This window comes from Microcoleus pseudofavosus SVA1_A4, assembly GCF_036700565.1.
Lineage (GTDB): Bacteria > Cyanobacteriota > Cyanobacteriia > Cyanobacteriales > Microcoleaceae > Microcoleus.
The window spans coordinates 69,257-91,154 of sequence record NZ_JAUBPE010000022.1 but is presented as its reverse complement, the minus strand read 5'-3'; the positions used below and the strand labels follow the sequence as shown (position 1 = coordinate 91,154).

At 49.5% G+C, this 21,898-nt stretch carries 18 protein-coding genes; 8 read left to right on the top strand and 10 right to left on the bottom strand.

What is annotated here, in order from left to right; translation table 11 throughout:
- Positions 1–25: 25 nt before the first annotated feature.
- The 3 genes from QUA02_RS12090 to psbZ all read right to left on the bottom strand — a co-directional run bounded on the left by QUA02_RS12090 (position 26) and on the right by psbZ (position 1,726).
- Entirely contained in the window at positions 26–649 is a 624-nt protein-coding gene (locus QUA02_RS12090) for a Uma2 family endonuclease (protein ID WP_333027923.1), read from the bottom strand.
- 71 nt (positions 650–720) lie between these two features.
- Positions 721–1,308, bottom strand: a complete 588-nt coding sequence (gene ribH, locus QUA02_RS12085; protein ID WP_333027921.1) for a 6,7-dimethyl-8-ribityllumazine synthase — start codon at positions 1,306–1,308, stop codon at positions 721–723.
- Between the two features lie 226 nt (positions 1,309–1,534).
- The gene (gene psbZ / locus QUA02_RS12080; protein ID WP_333027919.1) at positions 1,535–1,726 is read right to left on the bottom strand and encodes a photosystem II reaction center protein PsbZ; all 192 of its coding nucleotides are present in this window, start codon (positions 1,724–1,726) and stop codon (positions 1,535–1,537) included.
- A 451-nt stretch (positions 1,727–2,177) separates the two neighbouring features.
- Here psbZ and QUA02_RS12075 point away from each other — a divergent pair, with 451 nt between their 5' ends.
- From QUA02_RS12075 to QUA02_RS12040, 8 genes are all read left to right on the top strand, one after another.
- Positions 2,178–5,120, top strand: coding sequence for a CBS domain-containing protein (locus QUA02_RS12075; RefSeq protein ID WP_333027918.1), 2,943 nt, complete (start codon positions 2,178–2,180; stop codon positions 5,118–5,120).
- Between the two features lie 376 nt (positions 5,121–5,496).
- Entirely contained in the window at positions 5,497–5,952 is a 456-nt protein-coding gene (locus QUA02_RS12070; RefSeq protein ID WP_333027917.1) for a DUF2127 domain-containing protein, read from the top strand.
- Positions 5,953–6,377: 425 nt separating this feature from the next.
- The gene (locus QUA02_RS12065; protein ID WP_333027916.1) at positions 6,378–7,955 is read left to right on the top strand and encodes a serine/threonine protein kinase; all 1,578 of its coding nucleotides are present in this window, start codon (positions 6,378–6,380) and stop codon (positions 7,953–7,955) included.
- A gap of 481 nt (positions 7,956–8,436) precedes the next feature.
- Entirely contained in the window at positions 8,437–8,766 is a 330-nt protein-coding gene (locus tag QUA02_RS12060; protein WP_333027915.1) for a DUF6825 family protein, read from the top strand.
- 114 nt (positions 8,767–8,880) lie between these two features.
- Complete coding sequence (locus tag QUA02_RS12055; RefSeq protein ID WP_333027914.1) at positions 8,881–10,647, top strand: ABC1 kinase family protein; 1,767 nt, start codon at positions 8,881–8,883, stop codon at positions 10,645–10,647.
- Positions 10,648–11,063: 416 nt separating this feature from the next.
- A complete protein-coding gene (locus QUA02_RS12050) occupies positions 11,064–11,795 on the top strand; it encodes a PP2C family protein-serine/threonine phosphatase (protein WP_333027913.1) in 732 nt (243 codons plus the stop codon).
- Positions 11,796–11,848: 53 nt separating this feature from the next.
- Positions 11,849–13,072, top strand: coding sequence for an anhydro-N-acetylmuramic acid kinase (locus QUA02_RS12045; protein ID WP_333027912.1), 1,224 nt, complete (start codon positions 11,849–11,851; stop codon positions 13,070–13,072).
- Between the two features lie 80 nt (positions 13,073–13,152).
- A complete protein-coding gene (locus QUA02_RS12040; RefSeq protein ID WP_333027911.1) occupies positions 13,153–13,602 on the top strand; it encodes a hypothetical protein in 450 nt (149 codons plus the stop codon).
- Positions 13,603–14,108: 506 nt separating this feature from the next.
- Here the strand turns inward: QUA02_RS12040 and QUA02_RS12035 are convergent.
- From QUA02_RS12035 to dnaK, 7 genes are all read right to left on the bottom strand, one after another.
- Positions 14,109–14,306, bottom strand: coding sequence for an NblA/ycf18 family protein (locus tag QUA02_RS12035; RefSeq protein WP_006635253.1), 198 nt, complete (start codon positions 14,304–14,306; stop codon positions 14,109–14,111).
- Between the two features lie 452 nt (positions 14,307–14,758).
- On the bottom strand, positions 14,759–15,484 hold the full coding sequence (locus QUA02_RS12030) for an ExbD/TolR family protein (protein ID WP_333027908.1): 726 nt from the start codon (positions 15,482–15,484) through the stop codon (positions 14,759–14,761).
- A gap of 15 nt (positions 15,485–15,499) precedes the next feature.
- Positions 15,500–16,288 (bottom strand): MotA/TolQ/ExbB proton channel family protein, encoded by a 789-nt coding sequence (locus QUA02_RS12025; RefSeq protein ID WP_333027905.1) that lies wholly within the window; start codon positions 16,286–16,288, stop codon positions 15,500–15,502.
- A gap of 250 nt (positions 16,289–16,538) precedes the next feature.
- Positions 16,539–17,783: a ribosome small subunit-dependent GTPase A gene (gene rsgA, locus QUA02_RS12020; protein WP_333027903.1), complete on the bottom strand. Its 1,245-nt coding sequence runs from the start codon at positions 17,781–17,783 to the stop codon at positions 16,539–16,541.
- Positions 17,780–18,070: a sulfurtransferase TusA family protein gene (locus tag QUA02_RS12015; RefSeq protein ID WP_333027901.1), complete on the bottom strand. Its 291-nt coding sequence runs from the start codon at positions 18,068–18,070 to the stop codon at positions 17,780–17,782. The genes rsgA and QUA02_RS12015 overlap by 4 nt, the downstream gene beginning before the upstream one ends.
- Before the next feature lie 152 nt (positions 18,071–18,222).
- The gene (dnaJ, locus tag QUA02_RS12010; protein ID WP_333027900.1) at positions 18,223–19,350 is read right to left on the bottom strand and encodes a molecular chaperone DnaJ; all 1,128 of its coding nucleotides are present in this window, start codon (positions 19,348–19,350) and stop codon (positions 18,223–18,225) included.
- A gap of 132 nt (positions 19,351–19,482) precedes the next feature.
- The gene (gene dnaK / locus QUA02_RS12005; RefSeq protein ID WP_333027897.1) at positions 19,483–21,684 is read right to left on the bottom strand and encodes a molecular chaperone DnaK; all 2,202 of its coding nucleotides are present in this window, start codon (positions 21,682–21,684) and stop codon (positions 19,483–19,485) included.
- Positions 21,685–21,898: the final 214 nt, after the last annotated feature.

Sequence of the window (21,898 nt, the reverse complement as noted above, 5' to 3'; positions counted from 1 at the left end):
CCGTTCTTGTTTGACTGACAATATATTAGATTCTTCTGAGTCCTTTTGTCAAGCGTGATTGAGATGCTCTTACCCTGGGAAACACCAAAGACAAATCCAGAGACAAATCGGGAAAACCCGGAATTACGATAGTCTCATTTGGCAGAACAACTCGCTGCGATCGATAATTGAAATCACCTTGTCTTTTTTGATAAGGTTCGCTGTGCATTTCCAGTTGATTATCAACCAAATTAAATATCCAATAATTAGCAATTCCAGATTCAGCATACAGAGATAGCTTTGTTTCGCGATCGTACTTCAAAGTAGAATCAGAAACCTCAATTACCAACAAGATATCCGCCGGCTCCGGGTGAGAAGATAAATAATTATCAGATCGATTTCTGGCGATAACAACATCAGGTTCTGGTTCGCTATCAGTAGCAGACAAAATAATCGGCTCTTGTACGCGCAAGCGAGCGCGTCTTGCCAGTAAAATGACTAACTCCTCAAGTAAAAGACTGTTACAAACAGAGTGAAGCCTACCTTTAGCAGCCATATTGATAATTTCTCCGCGAATCAATTCAAATCGGTCATCTGGGGCGAAAAATCCCAGTTCTCCCAAACGGTGATATTCTGCGATCGAGAATCGTTTAGCAGTTACAACAGTCATCGCTTTTGTTACCTACAGGTGCTAAAAGTACGCAATTCAATCAAATTTATACCCCCAGACTTCTACCAAACTTACACTATTTTATCCGAGGATAAATCAGGGGCGATCGCCAGCTTTGCTTCGCCCGACAGCACTTCAACAGCAGCAGACGCAGGTAATCGATCGTAAGAATTTCCACCCAAAGCATTAACTTGACGCATCAAAGTGCCCATTTCCAAAGCACTCATCGCATAATTCCAGCCTAAATTGCTCTTAATTCCGGCCCTTTCCAAAGCTTGCTGCATCGTGTCAGTCGTCACCACGCCAAAAATCACCGGCACCCCACTTTGAAAAGCCGCCGCAGCAATTCCCTTAGAAACCTCACCAGCTACAAAATCGAAATGAGGAGTTTGGCCCCGAATTACTGCACCCAGACAGATTACCGCATCGTAGCGGCGAGAAAAAGCAGCTTGGCGCGCCACCAAAGGAATCTCAAAACATCCCGGAACCCAATAAAAATCAACTTGATTACCGTGAGGATTGATATCAACCCCGTGGCGTTTCAAACAATCTTGACATCCTTCCAAAAGTTTGTTTACAATCAAATCGTTAAAACGACCGATGACAATAGCAAACCGCAAAGATTCTGTTTGAGTAAAAGTTCCCTCGAAAACAGTCATAGTGTTCTAGTTTAGATTTTAGGTTTTAGATTTTAGATTTTTGTTTGCTAGAAGGCAAAAGTCAGAAAGCAGAAACATTTCATCTGAATCTCAAGTGCAAAAACATACAGGAGCGCGCTGGCATAAAAATTTCTAGCTTCTACCAAATGCCGAATGCCTTGTAATCGATGGCGAATGCCTTCAACTTTCTACCTTTTACCTTCTTTATTTGATAGGTGGGGCGAATTTAAACCACCAAAAAGTTTAATACACCCACTGCAATAACCAGTAAAAACCAGAGACCAGAACCAGCAAAAATCAAGGATTTAGACTGATTCCAGTTTTGGGGAGAGGCATAAGCAACCGGGACGCCAATCACCATTGCAAAAGACAGCAGTACCAGCGCCAGTAAAACCAATTGAAACAGAATTGATAACATCTTTTCTCCTTTCGATATAACCGTGCGTTGACGAAAAATAGTTTCCCCGAACCGGGAAAAATTTTCCAAATTCTAGTTTTTGACCCCGCCCAAAAACGGATACTTGCTTTCCGACAGGAGTCGCGATCGAGCCAAAATTTTAGACCAAAGTTCCTGCTCCCAGATTCATCTGTGGAGTAAATCTAAAATCTAAAATCTAAAATCTAAAATCGACTGACAGTATCCCGATCGAGATATCGAGAGATTGTCGGTTGATTGATACGAAAGAACCCGTGCAAATTCGGGCGTTGCGCGAACAGGCGTCAGCGGCTCTTGAGATTTTCATCAATTTTATCATTGTTCGCTACACGACAGAAAACTGGAAAGGTTAAGTTAAAGCCCGATCGACACATCCGGTGTCAGAGTCCGAGAAATTGCTACTGTGTGAGTTAGAGATGCGGGATTTTCGGCTATGGACTTAGTTTTGTGCCACACAACAGCAGATTTTGACGCCTTGGGAGCGGCGGTGGGACTTTGCGTGCTGCGCCCCGGTAGCAGAATAGTGCTCGCAGGCGGGTGTCACCCGACGGTGCGGGATTTTTTGGCGCTACACCGCGACGAGTACCCGCTGATCGAACGCCGATCGGTCAATCCGCAACAAATTCGATCGATTAGTATAGTTGATGCCTCGCAGCGCGATCGTTTGGGAAAAGCCGCCGAGTGGCTGGATTTGCCACAAGTGAGCGAAATTGCTGTTTTCGACCACCACCTACAGGCTGATTTGGACATCCCCGCAACTGTCACCCAGATCGAAGCAGTCGGGGCCAGCACTACATTAATTGTCGAAAAGCTCAGAGAAAAGAGCAATACAGAATTTCGCCTTCAGCCTTCAGAAGCAACAGTCATGGCCCTCGGCATCCACGTCGATACAGGTTCCCTCACCTTTGACGGCGCAACGGCGCGAGATGCAATAGCTTTGGCGTGGTTGATGGAACAGGGAGCAAGTTTGCGGGTAATCGCTGAATATGTAGAACCCGGTTTGTCTCCTCAATTGCAAGATTTGCTGAAAGAAGCGCTGAATAATTTGCGATCGGAAACTTTGCACGGTTACAGCGTAGCTTGGGTGCTGCTATCTACTGAAGCTTACGTTCCGGGACTTTCTTCGCTGGCTTCTCGCTTGCTCGATTTGACTGAAACCGATGCTCTGCTTTTAGGCAATGTTTATAAATTTGGCGAAAACGAAAACAACCGCAATACCGATCCCGAATCGCCAGTTTCCAACCGCTTAACTATTATCGGTCGATCGCGCATCGAAGGAACAAACCTCAGCGAATTGTTCAAACCCCTCGGCGGCGGAGGCCACGCCCGCGCCGCTTCCCTAGCCACCCGCGATGTTGACCCCCTGCTGACTTTAAATCAGTTAGCTGACGAACTCAAAACTCAAATTCCCCACCCTCCGACAGCCCGCGAATTAATGTCGTCTCCAGTGCGGAGTATTCGCCCGGAAACCTCGGTGGGAGAGGCTCACCGTATCCTCCTGCGTTACGGACATTCGGGGCTTTCGGTGGTCGATGCGGGCGATCGGCTGGCAGGCATTATCTCGCGCCGCGACATTGACATTGCCTTGCACCACGGTTTCAGTCACGCCCCAGTCAAGGGTTACATGACTCCGCAGCTAAAAACGATCGCCCCGGATACATTGCTGCCGGAAATTGAATCTTTAATGGTGACATACGATATCGGGCGCTTGCCGGTATTGGAAAACGGTCAACTGGTGGGAATTGTGACTCGCACTGACGTGTTGCGGGAATTGCACCAGCAAAAAGCGCGAGACAGGGGAAGCAATGCAGAATTGTCTTATTGTGCAGTGCCCGAATCAGTTGAGCAGTTGTTGCGATCGCGCATCAGTGCCGAATTGTGGCAATTATTGTCGATCGCGGCCAATATTGCACGAGAGCGCGGCTGGCAACTTTATATTGTCGGTGGCGCAGTGCGGGATTTACTGTTAGCGGCGGATGATACGCTGGCACTAACTGACATTGATTTGGTAGTGGATGGAAACTGCGGTTCCGACGATTCCGGTGCCGGTGTCGAGTTGGCTGCATCGCTGCAAAAGCTTTACCCAGACTCGCGTTTGGACGTTCACGGTCAATTTCAAACCGCCGCGCTGTTGTGGCACAAAGACTCTGCTTTCGGTGCGCTGTGGGTGGATATCGCGACTGCTCGTACTGAATTTTATCCTTATCCGGCTGCAAATCCTGAAGTTGAAGCGAGTTCGATCCGTCAAGATTTGTACCGCAGGGATTTTACAATTAATGCGCTGGCTGTGCGGTTGGGTGTTCCTCGCAGCGGCGAATTGTTAGATTTTTTTGGCGGTTTGCTGGATTTGGAAGCGCGGCAAATTCGAGTTTTGCACGCCAATAGTTTTATCGAAGATCCGACGCGAATTTATCGCGCTGTGCGGTTTGCGGTGCGGCTGGGATTTGCGATCGAGCCGCAGACTGAAGGATATATCCGCCATGCTTTAGAAAGCGGGATTTATTACCGCATTCAGGGAGAAAACGGCCGAGCTCCGGCTTTGGAAACTCGGCTTAAAAGCGAGTTGAAATACATTTTGCAAGCTCCTTACTGGAAAGTTGCTTTGCAAATGCTAGGAGATTTGCAGGCTTTGCGCTGCATTCATCCTACTTTGGAGTTGGATCGCCAGTTGTGGCGGCAACTGCGTTTGCTCGATCGGTGTTTGAATGGAAGGAAGAAGGAAGGTTCGGCAACGGATTATGTAACGGATGTAACGGATGTAACGGATGTCAGGAAGAAGGAAGAAGGAAGAAGGAAGGAGGAACAAGGAAGGAGGAAGAAGGAAGGAGGAAGAGACAATTCTCTATTCCCCATTCCCCATTCCCCATTCCCCATTCCCCATTCCCCATTCCCCATTCCCCATTCCCCATTCCCCATTATCAATATTCCCGATTGGCAGATGCGGCTGGAAGTTTTGATAGCTTATTTAGCACCGGAATATCGCGATAAGGTGGCTGCAAATCTTCAGTTACCCGCTGACAGCATTAAGCGGCTGCAACATTTGGAAGCCGGAAAGAACCAGCTAGCAGAGAATTTGCCGAAGTGCGATTTGCCGAGTCAATTGGTGTTGCTGTTGAGGAATTATGAATTGCCGATGTTAATTGCGATCGCCCTACAAAGCCCGCGAAGTGCCCGCCGCCAAATTTGGGCATATATCATCAAGTGGGCAAATGTCGAGTCGCCTTTGAATGGCAACGATTTGAAGGCTTTGGGCTATAAGCCGGGGCCTGGGTTTAAACGTATGTTGGATGATTTGTTGGCGGCGACTTTGGATGGCGATTTGGGCGATCGGGCTTCTGCGATCTCTTTCTTAGCACAACGTTATCCTCAAGCTTAGTAGGGTGTGTCAGCCGCGCGTTATTTTTTCTATAATCGATCGGCTAATTGCTGACCAAGAATTTCTCGATCGTACAAGCCCCCGGATTTATCCGTGGAATCAATCCAAAATCTAAAATCTAAAATCCTCAAGCCCCCGAATTTATCCGTGGGGTCAATCCAAAATCCAAAATCTAAAATCTAAAATCGAATGACGCACCCTACTGAATTTTTAGTTATCCATTCCAAACACGCTAAGCTGTTCTGCATTTAAACTACACAGTCAAAATTTGATAAAGTTCTTGTGGGGTGGGCGTCTCGCCCGCACAAAAAATGCAATTTAGATGTAGAACAGCTTAACAAGCCGAGCGCACATTATTGATATTTCGAGAATTAAGGTGAAAAAACAGCGCCCTCCTGGTTTAATCGCAATTGTCCTTTACAAAACTTTTGTTGCTGCCCTCTTGACAGTAACTTCGATCGCTTTGCTTTTTGCACTGAAGAATCATCAAGCCTTGGAGGATTTTTCGGATTCTTTATTCTTAGAAACCAAACTGAAGATTGTTGAATTTTTATTAGACAAAGTTCTAATGGTCAAGCCTAAAACCTTACTGTTTAGCGGAATGGCTGCCGGACTGTATGCAGTTTTAACTGCTGTTGAAGCGGTGGGTTTATGGTACGAAAAAGGCTGGGCAACAATCTTAGTGATAGTGCTGGTAGGCATCAGTATCCCGCCTGAAATTTATGAGTTAGTTCAGGGTGTCACCGTACTTAAGTTAGTGGCATTTATCGCAAATGTAGCCGTGTTATGGTATTTGCTGCACCATTTGCCGAAGCACGGTAAGGGATCTTAAAGTTCCGATGAAAAGAGAGGAAACTCACTTGATTTGATAAATGTCACCCTTTTCCATTTTAATCTCATAAAACGGCTTATAAGTCAATAAAAAACCTAAATTTTTACAAAAATCCACTAATTGTAAAGATTCGATAAAGCCCAGAGGGGTTGTACCCCCCACGAGCTATAGTCGTATCATATAGATGCACCCTGATGGCTTTCCCGTTCCACAAGAGCGGGATTTTTATTGGGGAAATATTGTGTTAAGTTTTAAGACGGCTGCTAAAGATAGGATTGGTGGAACATTCCAATAAAACGATCGCCAGATGCCAAAATATCAGAACAAAAGCCAAAACTAGGGCGCCGATCGATCGAACCTCACCCCTAACTCGGAGAAATAACCCAAAGGCGGTAGCATAGTTTGGGAACCGGCATCAACTGAAGATGAACTTAGCGCCAGCAACAGTCCTGCAACAGGGCAAATACACAATTAACGCGACTTTAGGCATAGGAGGGTTCGGTATTACTTACCGAGCTATCCACACCCATTTAAACCAAACCGTCGTACTCAAAACCCTCAACGAAAGTCTGCGCCAGCACCCAGAATCTGCCGAATTTCAGCAGCAGTTTATTGCCGAAGCCCAACGCCTGTCGCGGTGTCAGCATTCCAACATCGTCAGAGTAATCGACTTTTTTGAAGAAGCCGGACAGTCCTTTATCGCAATGGACTACATTCCGGGCCAAACTCTCGCCCAAATAGTCGAAACCGATCGGCCGCTGCCAGAAGCCCAGGCCCTGCACTACATTCGGCAAATAGCCTCAGCCGTAAGTACAGTTCACCACAGCGGATTGCTGCACGGAGACATCAAGCCAGAAAATATTATCCGGCGAGCCGATTCTCACCTCGTAATGTTAATAGATTTCGGCATTGCCCGCGGCTTTACCGCCGGCACCAAACAAACCCACACTAACTTGCTCTCGCCCGGGTACGCGCCGATCGAACAATACCTCCATGACGGTAAATGTACACCCGCCACAGACATATACGCGATCGCTGCCACCCTCTACTACTTACTTTCCGGCGTGACGCCCGTAGCAGCACCCCTGCGCGATCGCATTCCCCTGGCCGACTTGGGGCAATTTCAGCCCAACCTCAGTGCGGGAATCGAGCGAGCCATCCTTCAGGGACTCGAAATCGACCCCCAAAACCGCCCTCAGACAGTGGAAAATTGGCTTACCATGCTGCAAGAAACAGAGCGATCACCAGCAGAGAGAAAAGGCAAGCAAAGTCTGCGATTGCCCGCACCTCCCCCGCCGCAGTTGACTTTCCTGGCGTTTGTCGTAACGGCTGCAATTGCAGGCTGGATGGGTTTTGACCTGGCATGGCGTTACAACAGCACCAGTCTCAGCAGCAAGCGCTCCCAAACTCAATCCTTGCCATCTCTCGAAGATTTGCTCAAATCCCGCGATTTGTCAGGGCCGATGTTCGGGCAGCCGTCTGTCGAAAGCAGTCCTCTCCCCCCGATCGAACTCAACAAGCGCCCCAAACCCGCATCAGACAGCAGCAACATTCCCGAACAGATCGAGCCCTCAGAAGCTAGCACTCAACCTTCTGAGTCCCCAAGCCCGGAAACTCCCGCCCCAGAAACCGAAGTGCCACCTGAGCCATCCCCGACGCCCGAGCCTGAATCGCAGCCTTCTGAGTCCCCCATTCCAGAGCCTAAAACCGAAATCGAGCCCGCACCCCAAGCAGCATCCGCACCGGTACCAGAAGTTGCACCCCTGCCGCCCGAACCGCCCACCGAATCGCCCTCTGTACCCGCCCCGCCTGCTGCCAAGAGTGCTGAAACCTTGCCGCCGTCGGAATCCGCGCCGCCAGCACTAGCGTCGCCGACCGAGCGATCGCCAGAACCGCCAATACCGAGCCGCAGTGGCAGCAATTCAGATAGTTCGATCGCACCTTTCTCGCCGCCCCCTGTTGCAGAACCGACTGTGCCTTTTCCTGAACCTGCGACAAATTAGTATTGTTTTTGTTGGTTAAAAGTGCGGGCAAATACTTGGTTTTATGAGTCAGCAAATATCCGATCGGTAGTTGAGAAAATAACGCTCTTGAGGTCCAAAGACTATCTCGCCAAACCTTCGATCGACTCGAAAAATCCCAACAGCCGCGACCGGAGTTTATCTACTATTTCCTATTCCCTCTGCAATCCAAATGCCCGCCGATAAAATTGGCATAAATGTTTGATATTTGGATTTAATTTATGTTATAATGTGCGCGCGGCACTGAAATTGTGTGATGTCGCGCGTTGAATTCGGTCGATGGTCGAGGTCGGGCCCGGGATGCGATCGGGATCGTTCGATCGCGCCCCCTGAAAAAAGTTGTTTGTTTTTGTGCAAGCTCCCGGCCGCGCATCATTTCCCCCAAACTTCCTTTCTTTGGGAGCAAGCACCATCGGGGACAAGCAAGTTATAATTTGTTGCGGAAGCGCACAGAGATTTTCATATGAGTAAACCCCCAGTTCATGCTTTTTTTGTAGGCAGAGCACTTGCCGAAGCACTGTACGAGCAATTAGAAAGCGCAGCAACCAACGCTTTTTCGGAACTCGGCAAATTTGACGCCGAACAAAGAGAACGCCTGCGACAGTTCACCGATCGAGTTGTGGAACGGGCAAACAGAGCTGCGGATGAGGCGATGCAGACCAGAACTGGCACTGCAACAAGCACTATTCAAGACATCCATCCAGCAGAGTTGCAAGTAACTATTGACGAACTGCGCGCCGAAGTGGCCCTGGTGCGATCGGAATTGCAGCGCTACCGCAGCAGTTTGCCCTAGCCATCTATCCGACCACAACTATTATTTACGACTACGCGAGCGCAAAGCACTGCGCTCCTGCGCTCCTACCTGCAATCAAAGCAACAACATAAAATAAGCAATTTGGGAACCCAAGTGTCTGCTCTCCTTGATGACTCTGTTAATCGCCAGCGCTCCAGAAAGCCCACTGGCGAAGCCGATGAGCCAAAAACTGCGGGTTTATCGTACAAAAGTAAAGCTTATCGCTGGAATCGCGAAAAATACTCCCGGCAGCGGCGCTTCTTCGACATTTGGGCCTTTGTCCTGCTCTGGCTGGCTTCGCTGTGGCTCGACAGCAAAAATTGGAGCTACTGGGGAGGCGTGAGTGAAGAAAAGAAAGTTGCCAGACGGCGCTTTCAAGCTATCTGGGTTCGAGAAACACTATTGGATTTGGGCCCGACTTTCATTAAAGTTGGACAATTATTTTCCACCCGCGCCGATTTGTTCCCAGCAGAGTTTGTCGAGGAACTTTCTAAGCTGCAAGATAAAGTGCCTGCTTTCAGCTACCAGCAGTTAGAGGTAATTGTTGAGCAAGATTTGGGCAAGACTGTTCAAGAACTCTACCACAGCTTTGACCCGGTGCCCCTGGCCGCTGCAAGTCTGGGTCAGGTACACAAAGCTCAACTGCATTCTGGCCAGGAAGTGGTGGTCAAGGTGCAGCGGCCTGGACTGCGGAAGCTGTTCGAGATAGATTTGCAAATTCTTAAGGGAATTGCTCGTTACTTTCAAAACCATCCTAAGTGGGGTCGCGGCCGAGATTGGATGGGGATTTATGAGGAATGCTGTCGCATTCTGTGGCTGGAAATTGACTATCTCCATGAAGGCCGCAATGCTGATACTTTTCGCCGCAATTTTAGCAACTGTGACTGGGTGCGGGTGCCGAGGGTTTATTGGCGGTACGCGGCTCCGCGAGTGCTGACTTTGGAATACCTGCCGGGAATTAAAATCAGCCACTACGAAGCTTTGGAAGCGGCCGGGATCGATCGTAAATTAATCGCTCAGTTGGGGGCAAAAGCTTATTTGCGACAGTTGCTCAACGACGGCTTTTTCCACGCTGACCCACATCCCGGCAACATCGCTGTTAGTGCTGACAGTTGTCTGATTTTCTACGATTTTGGCATGATGGGGCAAATCCAGTCGAACGTCCGCGAAGGACTGATGGAGACGCTTTACGGCATTGCTTCTAAGGATGGACAGCGGATTATGGATTCTCTGATCGAGTTGGGAGCTTTGGTGCCTACGGGTGATATGAGTCCGGTGCGCCGATCGATCCAGTATATGCTGGACAACTTCATGGACAAGCCTTTTGAAAATCAATCGGTGAGCGCGATTACCGACGACCTTTACGATATTGCCTACGACCAACCTTTTCGCTTCCCAGCTACCTTTACTTTTGTAATGCGAGCTTTTTCCACCATCGAAGGGGTGGGCCGAGGTTTAGATCCCGAGTTCAACTTTATGGAGGTGGCACAACCTTTTGCCATGCAGCTTATGACTAATGGAAATGGCCATGATACCAGTAGCAGCATTTTTAACGAAATCGGCCGTCAGGCGGCTCAGGTGAGTTCGACTGCTTTGGGTTTGCCCCGCCGGATTGAGGAGACTATTGACAAACTAGAACAGGGAGATTTGCGGATTCGCGTCCGTTCTGCCGAAACAGAACGCTTGCTCCGCCGCATGAGCAGCGCTCAAATGGGTACGAATTATGCTTTGCTGATGAGTGCTTTTACTTTGTCGGCGACAATTTTGTTTGTCAGCAATAAAGTCTGGCCGGCTGTCGCTGTGGCAGTGCTGGCGGCGGGTGCAGGGTTTGCTCTGCTGCGTTTGTTCAAGCGGATCGATCGTTTAGACAGGATGTCATAATTGTGCAATTTGGGATTTGAAATTTCAGGTTGGAGATTTCTCGCCAGCCAAAAGTTGACCTCGAATGTTAAGTTTTGGCTGGCTGACAACACATTGCTAAAATTTACAGCACTTACACGCTTTGACGCTAAAAACCTCGTTGCTTCCTAGATTTCTCGCCAGCTAAACCTCTGATTTTTTGTAGAAATCCTGTTTTTTTTGCACGTGGTGCTTAACTTACTGGATTTACCGAAATTTTAAGAGGGAATTACCATCATATCGATCTACAATATGAGGTCAAGGTAGTACAATTTTTCCAAAACTCACGATCGCAGGTGGCAGAAATTTCAAGTTCCCTTCGCGATTTAAGTTTTGGAAGAAAACATTGCACCACTTCAATCAAGCTTTTAAGTTCGATGAGTCCAATCAGGCAATCTATGAAACGCTCTTTCGCAGGTAAGACAGATACAGGGCTAGTTCGTTCAGTAAATCAGGATTCATACTACATTGATTCTGACGGGCGATTTTTCATAGTAGCCGACGGAATGGGAGGACACGCCGGAGGTCAAGAAGCCAGCCGGATTGCGACTCAGGCGATTCAATCTTATTTGCTCGAACATTGGGAAGGGCCTGAAGATTCTCCGCTGTTGTTGGAAAAGGCTTTGTTGATTGCCAATCAAGCAATTTTGACGGATCAGCTCGACCACCCCGAGCGCGCTGATATGGGGACTACGGCTGTGGTTCTGATGTTTAGGGATGAGGGCAGACCTTGGTGCGCTAATATCGGGGACTCTCGCTTGTACCGGCTGCACGGCTCTCGCTTGGAGCAGATTACTGAAGACCAGACTTGGGTGGCTCAGGCTGTGAAAAGAAAGGCCCTAACTCCCGACCAAGCTCGCAGTCATCCTTGGCGTCACGTTTTGTCCCAGTGTTTGGGTCGCGATGATGTGCGGGAAATAGATATTTTGCCGGTGGACGTGCAGCCTGGGGATCGCTTGCTGCTGTGCAGCGATGGTTTGACTGAGGAACTTTCCGATCCTTTGATTGCTTCGCCTCTGAAGTCGATTCGCGCCTGCGAGGGCGCTGCAACTGCTTTGATTCAAGCAGCTAAGGATAAAGGGGGACGCGATAATATTACTGTGGTGATCGTGACGATCGACCTCAAATAAATCGGGCAACCCCCCGGAAAATAAAAAATCTAAAATCTAAAATCTAAAATTGAATGACCCGCGTTATCGGTTTGATCAGCGGCACGTCGGTGGACGGCATTGATGCTGCTTTGGTGGATGTGGTCGGTTCGCAAACAGACTTGAAAGTACAATTGGTGGCTGGCAAGACTTTCCCTTATCCTGCTAATTTGCGATCGCAAATTCTCTCGGTTTGCAGCGGCTCAGCTTTGTCAGTGCCTGAACTAGCCCAATTAGATGACGGCATCGCCCAAGAATTTGCCACGGCTGCCTTGACAATTCAAGCAGAATATGATGATAAAGCCGAATTAATCGGCTCTCACGGTCAAACCGTCTACCACCGACCGCCAGGGAATACGGAAAGAAGTAGTTGTTCTGCTGCACCGAGTCCCGGATGTGAAATGGGCTACAGCTTGCAACTAGGGCGGGGCGCGCTAATTGCCCAATTGACAGGCATTACTACTGTGAGTAACTTTCGATCGGCAGACATTGCAGCAGGGGGTCAAGGAGCACCTTTGGTGCCAATAGTTGATGCTTGCCTGCTGGCGGAACCCAACCTCCGCCTCTGCATCCAAAATATGGGCGGAATTGGCAATGTTACCTATCTTCCTGCCAGGAGAGATGAGGAATTCGGCGACAAGTCTGTGGTTTCCAGTCTTGGGGATGGCGTCTTGGGCTGGGATACAGGCCCGGCGAATTCCCTGTTAGATTTGGCAGTGCAGCACTTCTCAGGCGGCACTAAGACGATCGACGAAGGTGGAGCTTGGGCGGCATCGGGAACTCCCTGTCAAGCTTTAGTCGAGGATTGGCTCGCCGAGGAGTTCTTCCGCCAAGCACCGCCGAAATCTACGGGGCGAGAGTTATTTGGTGTAGACTATTTTGACCGATGTTTGGTCGAGGCCCAAGGTTACAACCTCAGTCCTGCTGATGTGCTGGCTACTCTGACAGAACTGACTGTTGCCTCGATCGTTCGCAGTTACCAAACTTTTTTACCCGCTATGCCCGATCGAGTTTTATTGTGCGGGGGCGGCAGCCACAATCTCTACTTAAAACGCCGATTGCAAACCCAATTGCATCCAGTGCAAGTGTTGACTACTTCTGAGGCAGGCTTGAGTGTAGATTTTAAAGAGGCGATCGCTTTCGCGGTTTTAGCCGCATGGCGGGTTCGGGGCATTACCGGCAATCTGCCTCAAGTTACTGGTGCCCGGGCACCGGTACTTTTAGGGGAAATTAACTCTTGTTGGCACAGTTTGGCGTGATAGCATAGAGTCTGAGGGACAACGGCTGTGCGTTGTTGCACCAGCATTGTAGCCAGCAGCAAAAGCATAGGAACAGCACTGTGGCTCACACGTTTTTAATGGAATCTGGCCAATGGACGCTCGAAGGAAGCTGGATTGAGCGCAATGGCGTGCCAATTACGGTTAAAGGCAAAATTTTAGTGAGCTGGAACCGAACAGATTGGTTCGGTATGGTGACGAAACTGGTGTTTCCCGGAGGCGATCGCGAAGAGATTATTTTGCAGTACCGAGGACACCTCAACAGCGATGAACGGCAGTATACTTTTGTACTCCAACACAGCGAACTCGGCCGCGTCGAGGGCGAAGGTTGGATTGCTCCCCAGTCGATCGTCCAGCGTTACTGGGTATTGGGAGACGAACGCCAGCGGCGGACGGGTTTTGATACCCTTCACCGCCTTGATGACAACCGCTACTACCAATCTAGCGGCATCATGTCTGGTCATTACTTGACGAGTACGATGGAGGCGACTCTGGAACGCCAGCCCGAATAACTCTTTCTAGAGTCAACAGTTGCCAGTTCTAGGATTTTGATGTGAAAATTGCAGGTCTTGCTAGTCGGATGTCGCGCTCAGATGTCCGACTAGAACCATTATTGCCAAACGTCACCCGCTGCAACTTTACACAAATATATTTAATTTGTTCAAAACTTTTTACAATTATTCTCAAAAATTATGAAATTTTTGAGCGTCGCAGCGCTAAATTATGGTTGCGCTCTCCTGCGACTTTCGCACTATTGCCGAGACTATTGGCCACATTTAGTGGAATCAAAAAATAAAGTGTGATATGGCAGTCGCCTTAGCGTTTAGGACATTGATGAGTCCTAAAACAATTGATTTTGTGGCATTTCCCTTCTTCCTTCTTTTTACTAGCTCGCGACTTGCCCGCTCAGCTTAGCCGAAGGGAGCCTTCTGTCTTCGAGTGACGCCCCATCACCCCCAACTCCTTTCCGCCTGAGGGAAGAGAGTAAGAGACGGAGGTCGCCGACTGCGACTCTCAGCTACTCAACGCCTGGGTTAGGTTCCAAACCCCAGTGGTGTTTGAGAAAATGACGGTACATGGTTTCCCGCAACATCATTTGCTCGTAAAGTTTGACCAAAAACTCCTGAGCTTGTTCGCGGCTCATGTCACTTACCTGTGTTTTGAAGGAACACAGGCTAAATTGCTGCTCCAAAGACAATTCTGCTGGTTGGCTCATGACTTTGACTCCTCTGTAAGTAAAGGTGACTTGACAGTGAAAATCTGGATTAACCAGATTTGTAACTTGTTTCAGCGATCGGCTCTTGGTTTCAGGATGCCTGGGAAGCCCATCTCGCTTTAGTATATATTACAAAAGGTAACAATTATTTGACAAAGTTACCATCTGTCGCAGGAAATAACTTAGGGATAAAGATGGCGGGATGTCGGCAAAAGTTCCTTCCGCAGGCATATACAACTGTCGCTGATTGTCAAGACAAAAAAGGCTCAATACGAACCAAAATAATTGAAGCCGTTTATACCAACTCGGACAAAGCTGCTCTCCGGGAGCGGGAGAGGGGGAGAGTGGGAGAGTGGGAGAGTGGGAGATTGAGAGATTGGGAGAATTTCTATTTATCTGTTGTTTTCTTCCTTCTTCCGACTTCCATCGGACTTCTTCCCTCTTCCTTCTAACTAATTGGAGGGCCCGACATTCTGCGGTGGAGTGGCCGCTCCCGGCTTGAAATTGGGAGCAGTGGGTGCAGGCGAAACAGAAGGAATGCCCAGATTTGCCCCAGAGTTGCTAGGCTGCCCCGGAGCCGGGAGAGGGGATTGAAACTGATTCGGATTGAACTGCTGCTGCCCCGGAGCCGGGAGAGGAGATGGAAACTGATTCGGAAGCTGCTGCTGCCCCGGAGCCAGAGGAGACGGCAGAGATTGACCGGAATTGCCGATCGAAGGTGCCGCAGGAATGCCAGAATTGGGAAGCGAGGGATTCAGCAGCGGTCCGGGAGCCGAACTAGGAAGAGTTGCCAGGGCCACTCGATCGCCCCCTACCTCCCGCAATTTGTCTAAAACCTCGACAACTTTGGCATATCTAGCATTTTGAGGAGCGTACAGCACCATCAACCCCGCAGGATTTTTGCTCTGGAAACTCTTTAAAACTCGATCGAGCTGTTGGTAATTAACAGGCAATTGGTCGATATAAGTTTGCCCGAAATCGTCAATGCTGACAATCAGCATTTCTCGCATCTGCGTTTGTCCCGTCTTCGCCTTCGGCAAATCCACATTAATCGCTTGCTGGCGAGTCAGTTGCAAAGCCGCCAGCAGAAAAAATGTCAGGATACAAAAGATCACGTCAATTAAAGGCACCAGTTCAATCCGAGCCTCTTCCGCAGGAGTATCTAAGTGAATCTTCATCAGTTCTCCTTTCTTTTAATTATTAGAAGGTGAATCTTCAGCCGGCTCGGAACCTTTCAATTTCGGCTCCCGGTTTCGTTCTCCCGATTCGCCAGAAGAATTGAGAGAACGCCTGTTCAAACCATCGGAACCAAAAGAAGAATTGCTGTGTTCTGCACCGGGCGATCGACCCTTAGCATTAGCCGTCGGCCAGTATTGCCTGTAAAGCAATTCCATTTCATTTCCAGCTTTGCGAAAGATTTTTGCCTGGTTGAACAAAAAAGCTTGAAATATCCGATAAAAAGCCAAGGTAAAAATTGCTACTACCATCCCAGTAGCAGTAGTCATCAGCGCCTCGCTAATCCCCAAAGTCACGCCAGTTGTTGCCGACGTGCCGATGTCGCCCAGACGGATGGAACTGAGCGAGTTAATCAAGCCCAGAACTGTTCCCAGCAAGCCCAACAAAGGGGCTAGAGCGATCGTAGCTTCTAAGATTTTGTCGCCGCGGCGCATCGAAGCCAACTCTTCATCGGCTGCGGCTTCGAGTGCGAGTCGAAATAAGTCGGGTTCAGGATTGTAGAGCCGCAGGGGTGCAGAAAGAAATCGCCCGATCGGCTGTCGGTTGGCTTGTCTTGCAATCTCGCTAGCCGCCCCCCAATCGCTGCGCGCCGCGTCGAGAATGCGGTTAACTATCTGCTTTTCTTTGCTCAAGAGGCTGGCCCAGAACCACAAGCGCTCGATAATTGTACTTACAGATAGAATCGATAACACCAACAGGGGCCACATGGCGGGGCCGCCTTTTTGAAACAGTTCTTGAATATTCACAGTATTTTTGCTCCTGCATTACCCGCTAACTTTTGCTTCTGTTCTAGTTTTTTTTAACAAATCTAAGGCCATTTAATTTTAGCGATTAATGTACTCAAGACTTACGCACTCGCGACTAAAGAAACCGGGTTTTGCGAACGCGGGCCCGGCTGCAACCTGTGTATTTTCCTTCATCAAACCCGGTTTCTGGGTCAGCCTCGGTACTGTTTTCTGTCGCCTCGCGGGCTTGCAGGCGGCTACTGGCTCACAATTACTCTAAGTCTTCTTGACACATATCTTGCAGGGACTGGTGTTGAAGGCGGCGGGAAGAGCGGCGATATTTTTTAGTTTGCAGCTTCGGTTCGTACTGCTGCGTACCATCCGACTTGGTTTGCTGCTTCAAACTCGCTTCGGCGCTGCTAGAGTTTTGCAGAGCTTGTTGGCGGACGATCGCCTCTTCGAGAAAATCCAAGTAATACTCATAGCGCTCCCAACCGCCCCGCACGACACAGTTAGGCTCGTCTCGGTGCGAACAGTCGCTAAACTGGCAGCTACCCAAAGCCAGCCTCTGGCGCGCTTCTGGGAAATATTCAGCTAACTCGGACGGATCGCATTCGAGAGCCGGCTGATTGAACCCGGGAGTATCTGCCAAGAGTCCGCCGCCCGGGAGTTCAAATAGTTCTACGTGGCGAGTCGTGTGGCGCCCGCGGCCGAGTTTGCCGGAAACAGCGTTCACTCGCAGATTCAAGGCCGGAATCAGTTGGTTGATCAAGCTGGACTTGCCCACCCCAGAAGGGCCGCAAATTATCGTTATTTTCCCTTGGATGTGGGTGTTGTCGGAGTTCGGCAACTGATTTTGTACGGAATTTAACGGATGTAACGGATAGACCGAATTTGCAAGCAGGGGGTTATCCTCAGAAGGCAAGAGAGAACTATCTATTTTGTCGGATAAATGCTGGGAAGCTACTTTCTCGACAAAAACTTTATTTTGAAAATTAGCGGCAGCTTCCTGGACTCCTAAGCCGCTGCGGACGCTAATAAACATTGGTTCGTAGCCCCAGCCTGAAAGCCGATCGCGCCACTGTTCCAACTCCTCTTTCGTGACCAAATCGCATTTGTTCAGGCACAAACTCACCTCTAAACCTGTAGATTCCGCCTTGACTAAAAACCGAGTTAATGAGGCGGGGTCTAAGTCGGGTTCAGCGAGGGCAAAAACCAGGAGAATGCGATCGGCATTAGCTACAGGCGGGCGGTTGAGTTCTGTTTGGCGCGGGAAGACTTCAGAAATTGCACCCCGGCGGTCAGTCCAGTCCGGTTCGTCTACCACCACGCGATCGCCCACCATCACCTGTTGGCCAATTTTTTTCAGTCGAGTGCGGCGAGTGCACAGGAGAGTCGGAGCATCCGCCAGGGCTGTATTGTCGTGAATGCCCGCTTCTGGATCTAACCTCACTCGGTAGAAGTTAGCCTGAACAGCCACTACAGTACCGACGATCGAGGGCGAATTCAGGCTCATCCTGCTTCCTGGTGTTCTGGGCGCTGCACTTTCATCGCAAAAAAACCGGAATCCGGCTCATCCGCGACAAATTGCGTTTCGAGAATCTGGTAGCCTTCCATTTTCAGACTGTCGGGCACTTGTTCGATCGGCTCTCCAGCATCCAGCCACACCTCCAAAACAGCTCCCGGTGCCATTTGCTCCAAGCGCAGTTTAGTGCGGACAAAATTGAGAGGACAAGGAGTACCCCGCAGATCGATTTGGGCATCTGGGGATTTAGGATTTTCAATTTTCGATGTTGAATTCATATAGCTGAAGGAAGAAGGAAGAAGGAAGAAGGAAGAAGGAGTATGCTATTTGGGGCAATGGTTTCAGCGATTAAGAACATCCTAACCGCCCTCATTGGAAACAAATCTTATTCTTTATGGAAAAAATGAGCGCAATTGCGCTCACTTTTTCCTTATTTCTGAAACAAATTGCCCAGAAATCCTTCCAAACCGCCTTTACCGGTACGATCGCCCTTCAGCTTAGCAAGCTGCATCAGCAATTCCCGTTCCTCAGCCGTCACCTTAGTCGGAATGTCAATAGACACCGTAATCAAATGGTCGCCGCGACTGACTGGATTTCCCAACCGAGGCACCCCTTTTTTCTCCAGAGTCAGAACAGTATTCGCCTGAGTTCCTGTAGGAATCAACAATTCCGTCGGCCCGTCTACTGTTTCCACTTCCAACCGGCACCCCAAAATTGCTTGCAGGTAACTAATATTAACTTCCGAGTTAACGTTAATGCCGTCCCGCTTAAATAGCGGGTCTTCATTCACAGCCAAGAACACGTAAAGATCCCCGGGCGGCCCGCCCAGTTTGCCCGCATCCCCTTCATTGGAAACCCGCAAGCGAGTACCGTTGTCAACCCCAGGCGGAATTGTGATTTTCAGCTTTTTCATCACTTCTTTCTGGCCCCGACCGCCACAAGTTTCGCACTTCTCCTCAATCACTTGCCCCGTGCCGTTGCAAGTGGGGCAAACTGAAACTTGAGTAAAGCTGCCGAAGGGCGTGCGGGTAGCGCGGCGGACTTGTCCGCTACCGGTACAAGTCGAGCAGGTTTGGGGTCTGGTTCCCGGTTTGGCGCCAGTCCCGGTGCAAGTTTCGCAGGTTTCTAGGTGCTTGATGCGGAGTTCTTTGTCCCCACCAAACACGGCTTCGCGGAAATCCAGCCGCAAGTCGAGCCGCAAGTCGTCTCCGCGCACGGGCCCGCTGCGCCTGCGACCTTGTTGTTGAGCGCCCGCCCCGCCCTGAAAACCCTGAAAGAAGCTTTCAAAAATATCGGCAAAGCTGTCGCCGAAGTCTTGGAAGCCCGGAGCCGCTGCACCACTCACGCCTGCTTCGCCGAAACGGTCGAAACGGGCGCGGGTTTCCGGTTCTGAGAGTACCTCGTAGGCGCGGTTGATTTCTTTAAACCGCTCCTCGGCACCGTCTGTTTTGTTGACATCTGGATGGTACTTGCGAGCTAGGCGGCGGTAAGCACGCTTAATTTCTTCTTTGTCTGCGCTGCGAGAAACGCCTAATATTTCATAGTAATCACCGGCCATAGAGCTGCTTGCCTGGAGGTAAATAACAACAAGTGTACGAAAAATAAACGGGCAATCTTTCCTGAAATTACCAATTAAAAATTAAAATTTTTCATTGTTAATTTTTAACTTTTAATTTTTAGCTTTTCAGTTCTAAAGGAAAGGATTCATATCATCAACTTCTGGTTCGGGAACCTTCGGTTTTTGTTTTGACGGTGGATTTGACGGTGGATTTGACGGTGGATTTGACGGTGGATTTGACTGTCGTTTTGACGGTGGATTTGACTGTGGACTTGACTGTGAATTTGGCTGGCGTTTTGACTGTCGCTCCGGGTTTGGTTCCCGCTTTTGTTCCGGTTTTGGTTCCGGTTTTGGTTCCGGCTTTGGTTCCGGCTTTGGTTCCGGGGGAGCTTGGGGCGCCACCAGCAGCTCTTCTGTCAGCAAAATGCTGTCGTCTTTAGCTGCCACATCTTCTAGCTCTGATTCTACTTCTTCTGACATCATCTCGCTTTCAACAACAGCTCCTGACGGGGCTACCCCGCTGCGGGCTTGGTCGTAGACTGCTGTCCCGAGGGAATATAGCAGTTGCTTGAAAGATTCGATTGCTGCGGTGAGTTCCTCGCCCGTGATGTCGGGGTTAGCCATCGCCTCCCGCAAGGCTGCTGTTTCGGCTTCGGCTTCGGCTTTAAGGTCGTGCGAGAGCAATTTCGCGTTGGTTTTTAAAGTGACACCACAATTATAGACCAGGGTGTCGGCTTGATTTTTGAGTTCGACCAGTTGAGCGCGCTTGATGTCCTCGTCAGCGTAAAGTTCGGCTTCTTGCCGCATCCGATCGACTTCGGTTTCGCTCAAGCCCCCTGTATTAGAAATTTGGATGCTTTGTTCTTTTCCGGTTCCCTTGTCTTCAGCGGCCACTTTGAGAATGCCATTGGCATCGATTTCAAAGGTAACTTCAATTTGAGGTACGCCGCGAGGGGCTGCGGGAATGCCTTTGAGCAGGAACTTGCCGAGACTTTTATTGTCTTTAACCAATGCCCGTTCGCCTTGGAGCACGTGAATTTCTACCGATGTTTGCCCGTCTGCCGCCGTGCTGTACATTTGCGATCGACTGGTGGGGATAGTTGTATTGCGCTCAATTACTTTGGTGAACACCCCGCCCAAGGTTTCGAGTCCCAGGGAGAGCGGCGTCACGTCCAGCAGCAGCAAATCTTTGACCTCACCGCCCAACACCCCGGCTTGAATTGCCGCGCCTACGGCTACAGCTTCGTCGGGATTGACCGATTTATCGGGAGACACGCCGCCAAAATATTTGCTAATTGCCTCTTGAACTGCCGGAATCCGGGTTGAGCCTCCCACTAAAATAATCCTGTCTATCTCTTTGGGGGTCAAGCTTGCGTCTTTGAGCGCTTGAGTCACCGGATCGATCGTCGCTTGCACCAAATGACCCACCAGTTTTTCAAACTGAGCTTTGGAGAGATCCGTTTCCAGATGCTTCGGCCCTGTGGCGTCAGAGGAGATGAAGGGCAAATTGATTGAGGTCGATTCGCGATTGGATAGTTCGATTTTCGCTTTTTCCGCAGCTTCTCGGAGGCGCTGCAATGCCATTTTGTCTTGTGATAGGTCACTGCCTTCTTGAGTGCGGAAAGCTTCTACGAGCCACTGGACTATGCAGTCGTCAAAGTCGTCTCCTCCTAGATGGTTGTTGCCGGAGGTAGCGTTGACTTCAAAAATTCCGTCCCCCAGTTGCAGGATCGAAACGTCGAAAGTACCGCCGCCGAGGTCAAAAACCAAGATTTTCTGTTCGATATTTTGCTTGTCGAGCCCGTAGGAAAGGGCGGCGGCGGTCGGTTCGTTGACGATCCGCAGGACTTCTAAACCCGCGATCGTACCGGCGTCTTTAGTAGCTTGCCGCTGGGCGTCTGTGAAGTAGGCTGGCACTGTAATCACGGCTTGGGTAACAGTTTGTCCCAAATAAGCTTCAGCATCTTGCTTGAGCTTTTGGAGTACCATTGCCGAGATTTCCTGGGGAGTGTGAACCTTGTTCCGAATTTGGACGTTAACGGTATCGTCTTTGCCTTTAATGCAGGTATAGGGAGTCCTGGCTCGTTCTTCTTCAGTGTCGTCCCACCGCCGTCCGATAAATCGTTTGATGCTGTAAACAGTATTTACAGCATTGGTTACAGCTTGTCGCTTGGCCAGTTGACCTACTAAGCGATCGCCCGCCTTGCCAAATCCTACGATGCTCGGAGTTGTGCGCCCGCCCTCAGAATTGGCGATCACGACAGGTTTACCGCCCTCTAACACAGCTACGCAACTGTTGGTCGTGCCTAAGTCAATTCCAATAATTTTTCCCATAGCGCCTCATAAAACTTTGTGGGATGTTTGGAAACCTCCAACTACAAGTTGGGAGTTGAAAAACGACTCAGCTTGTTTTAACAAGCATCACCCGACCGGATTTGTCGGAAACAAACTTGATGTTCTAAGGCAATATCAAAGACGGGTAAAAACATTTTTCAGATTTTTTTGAGAAAGCGCTGACCTGCTTTTAGTCCTGAATTAAGAAGTTGGT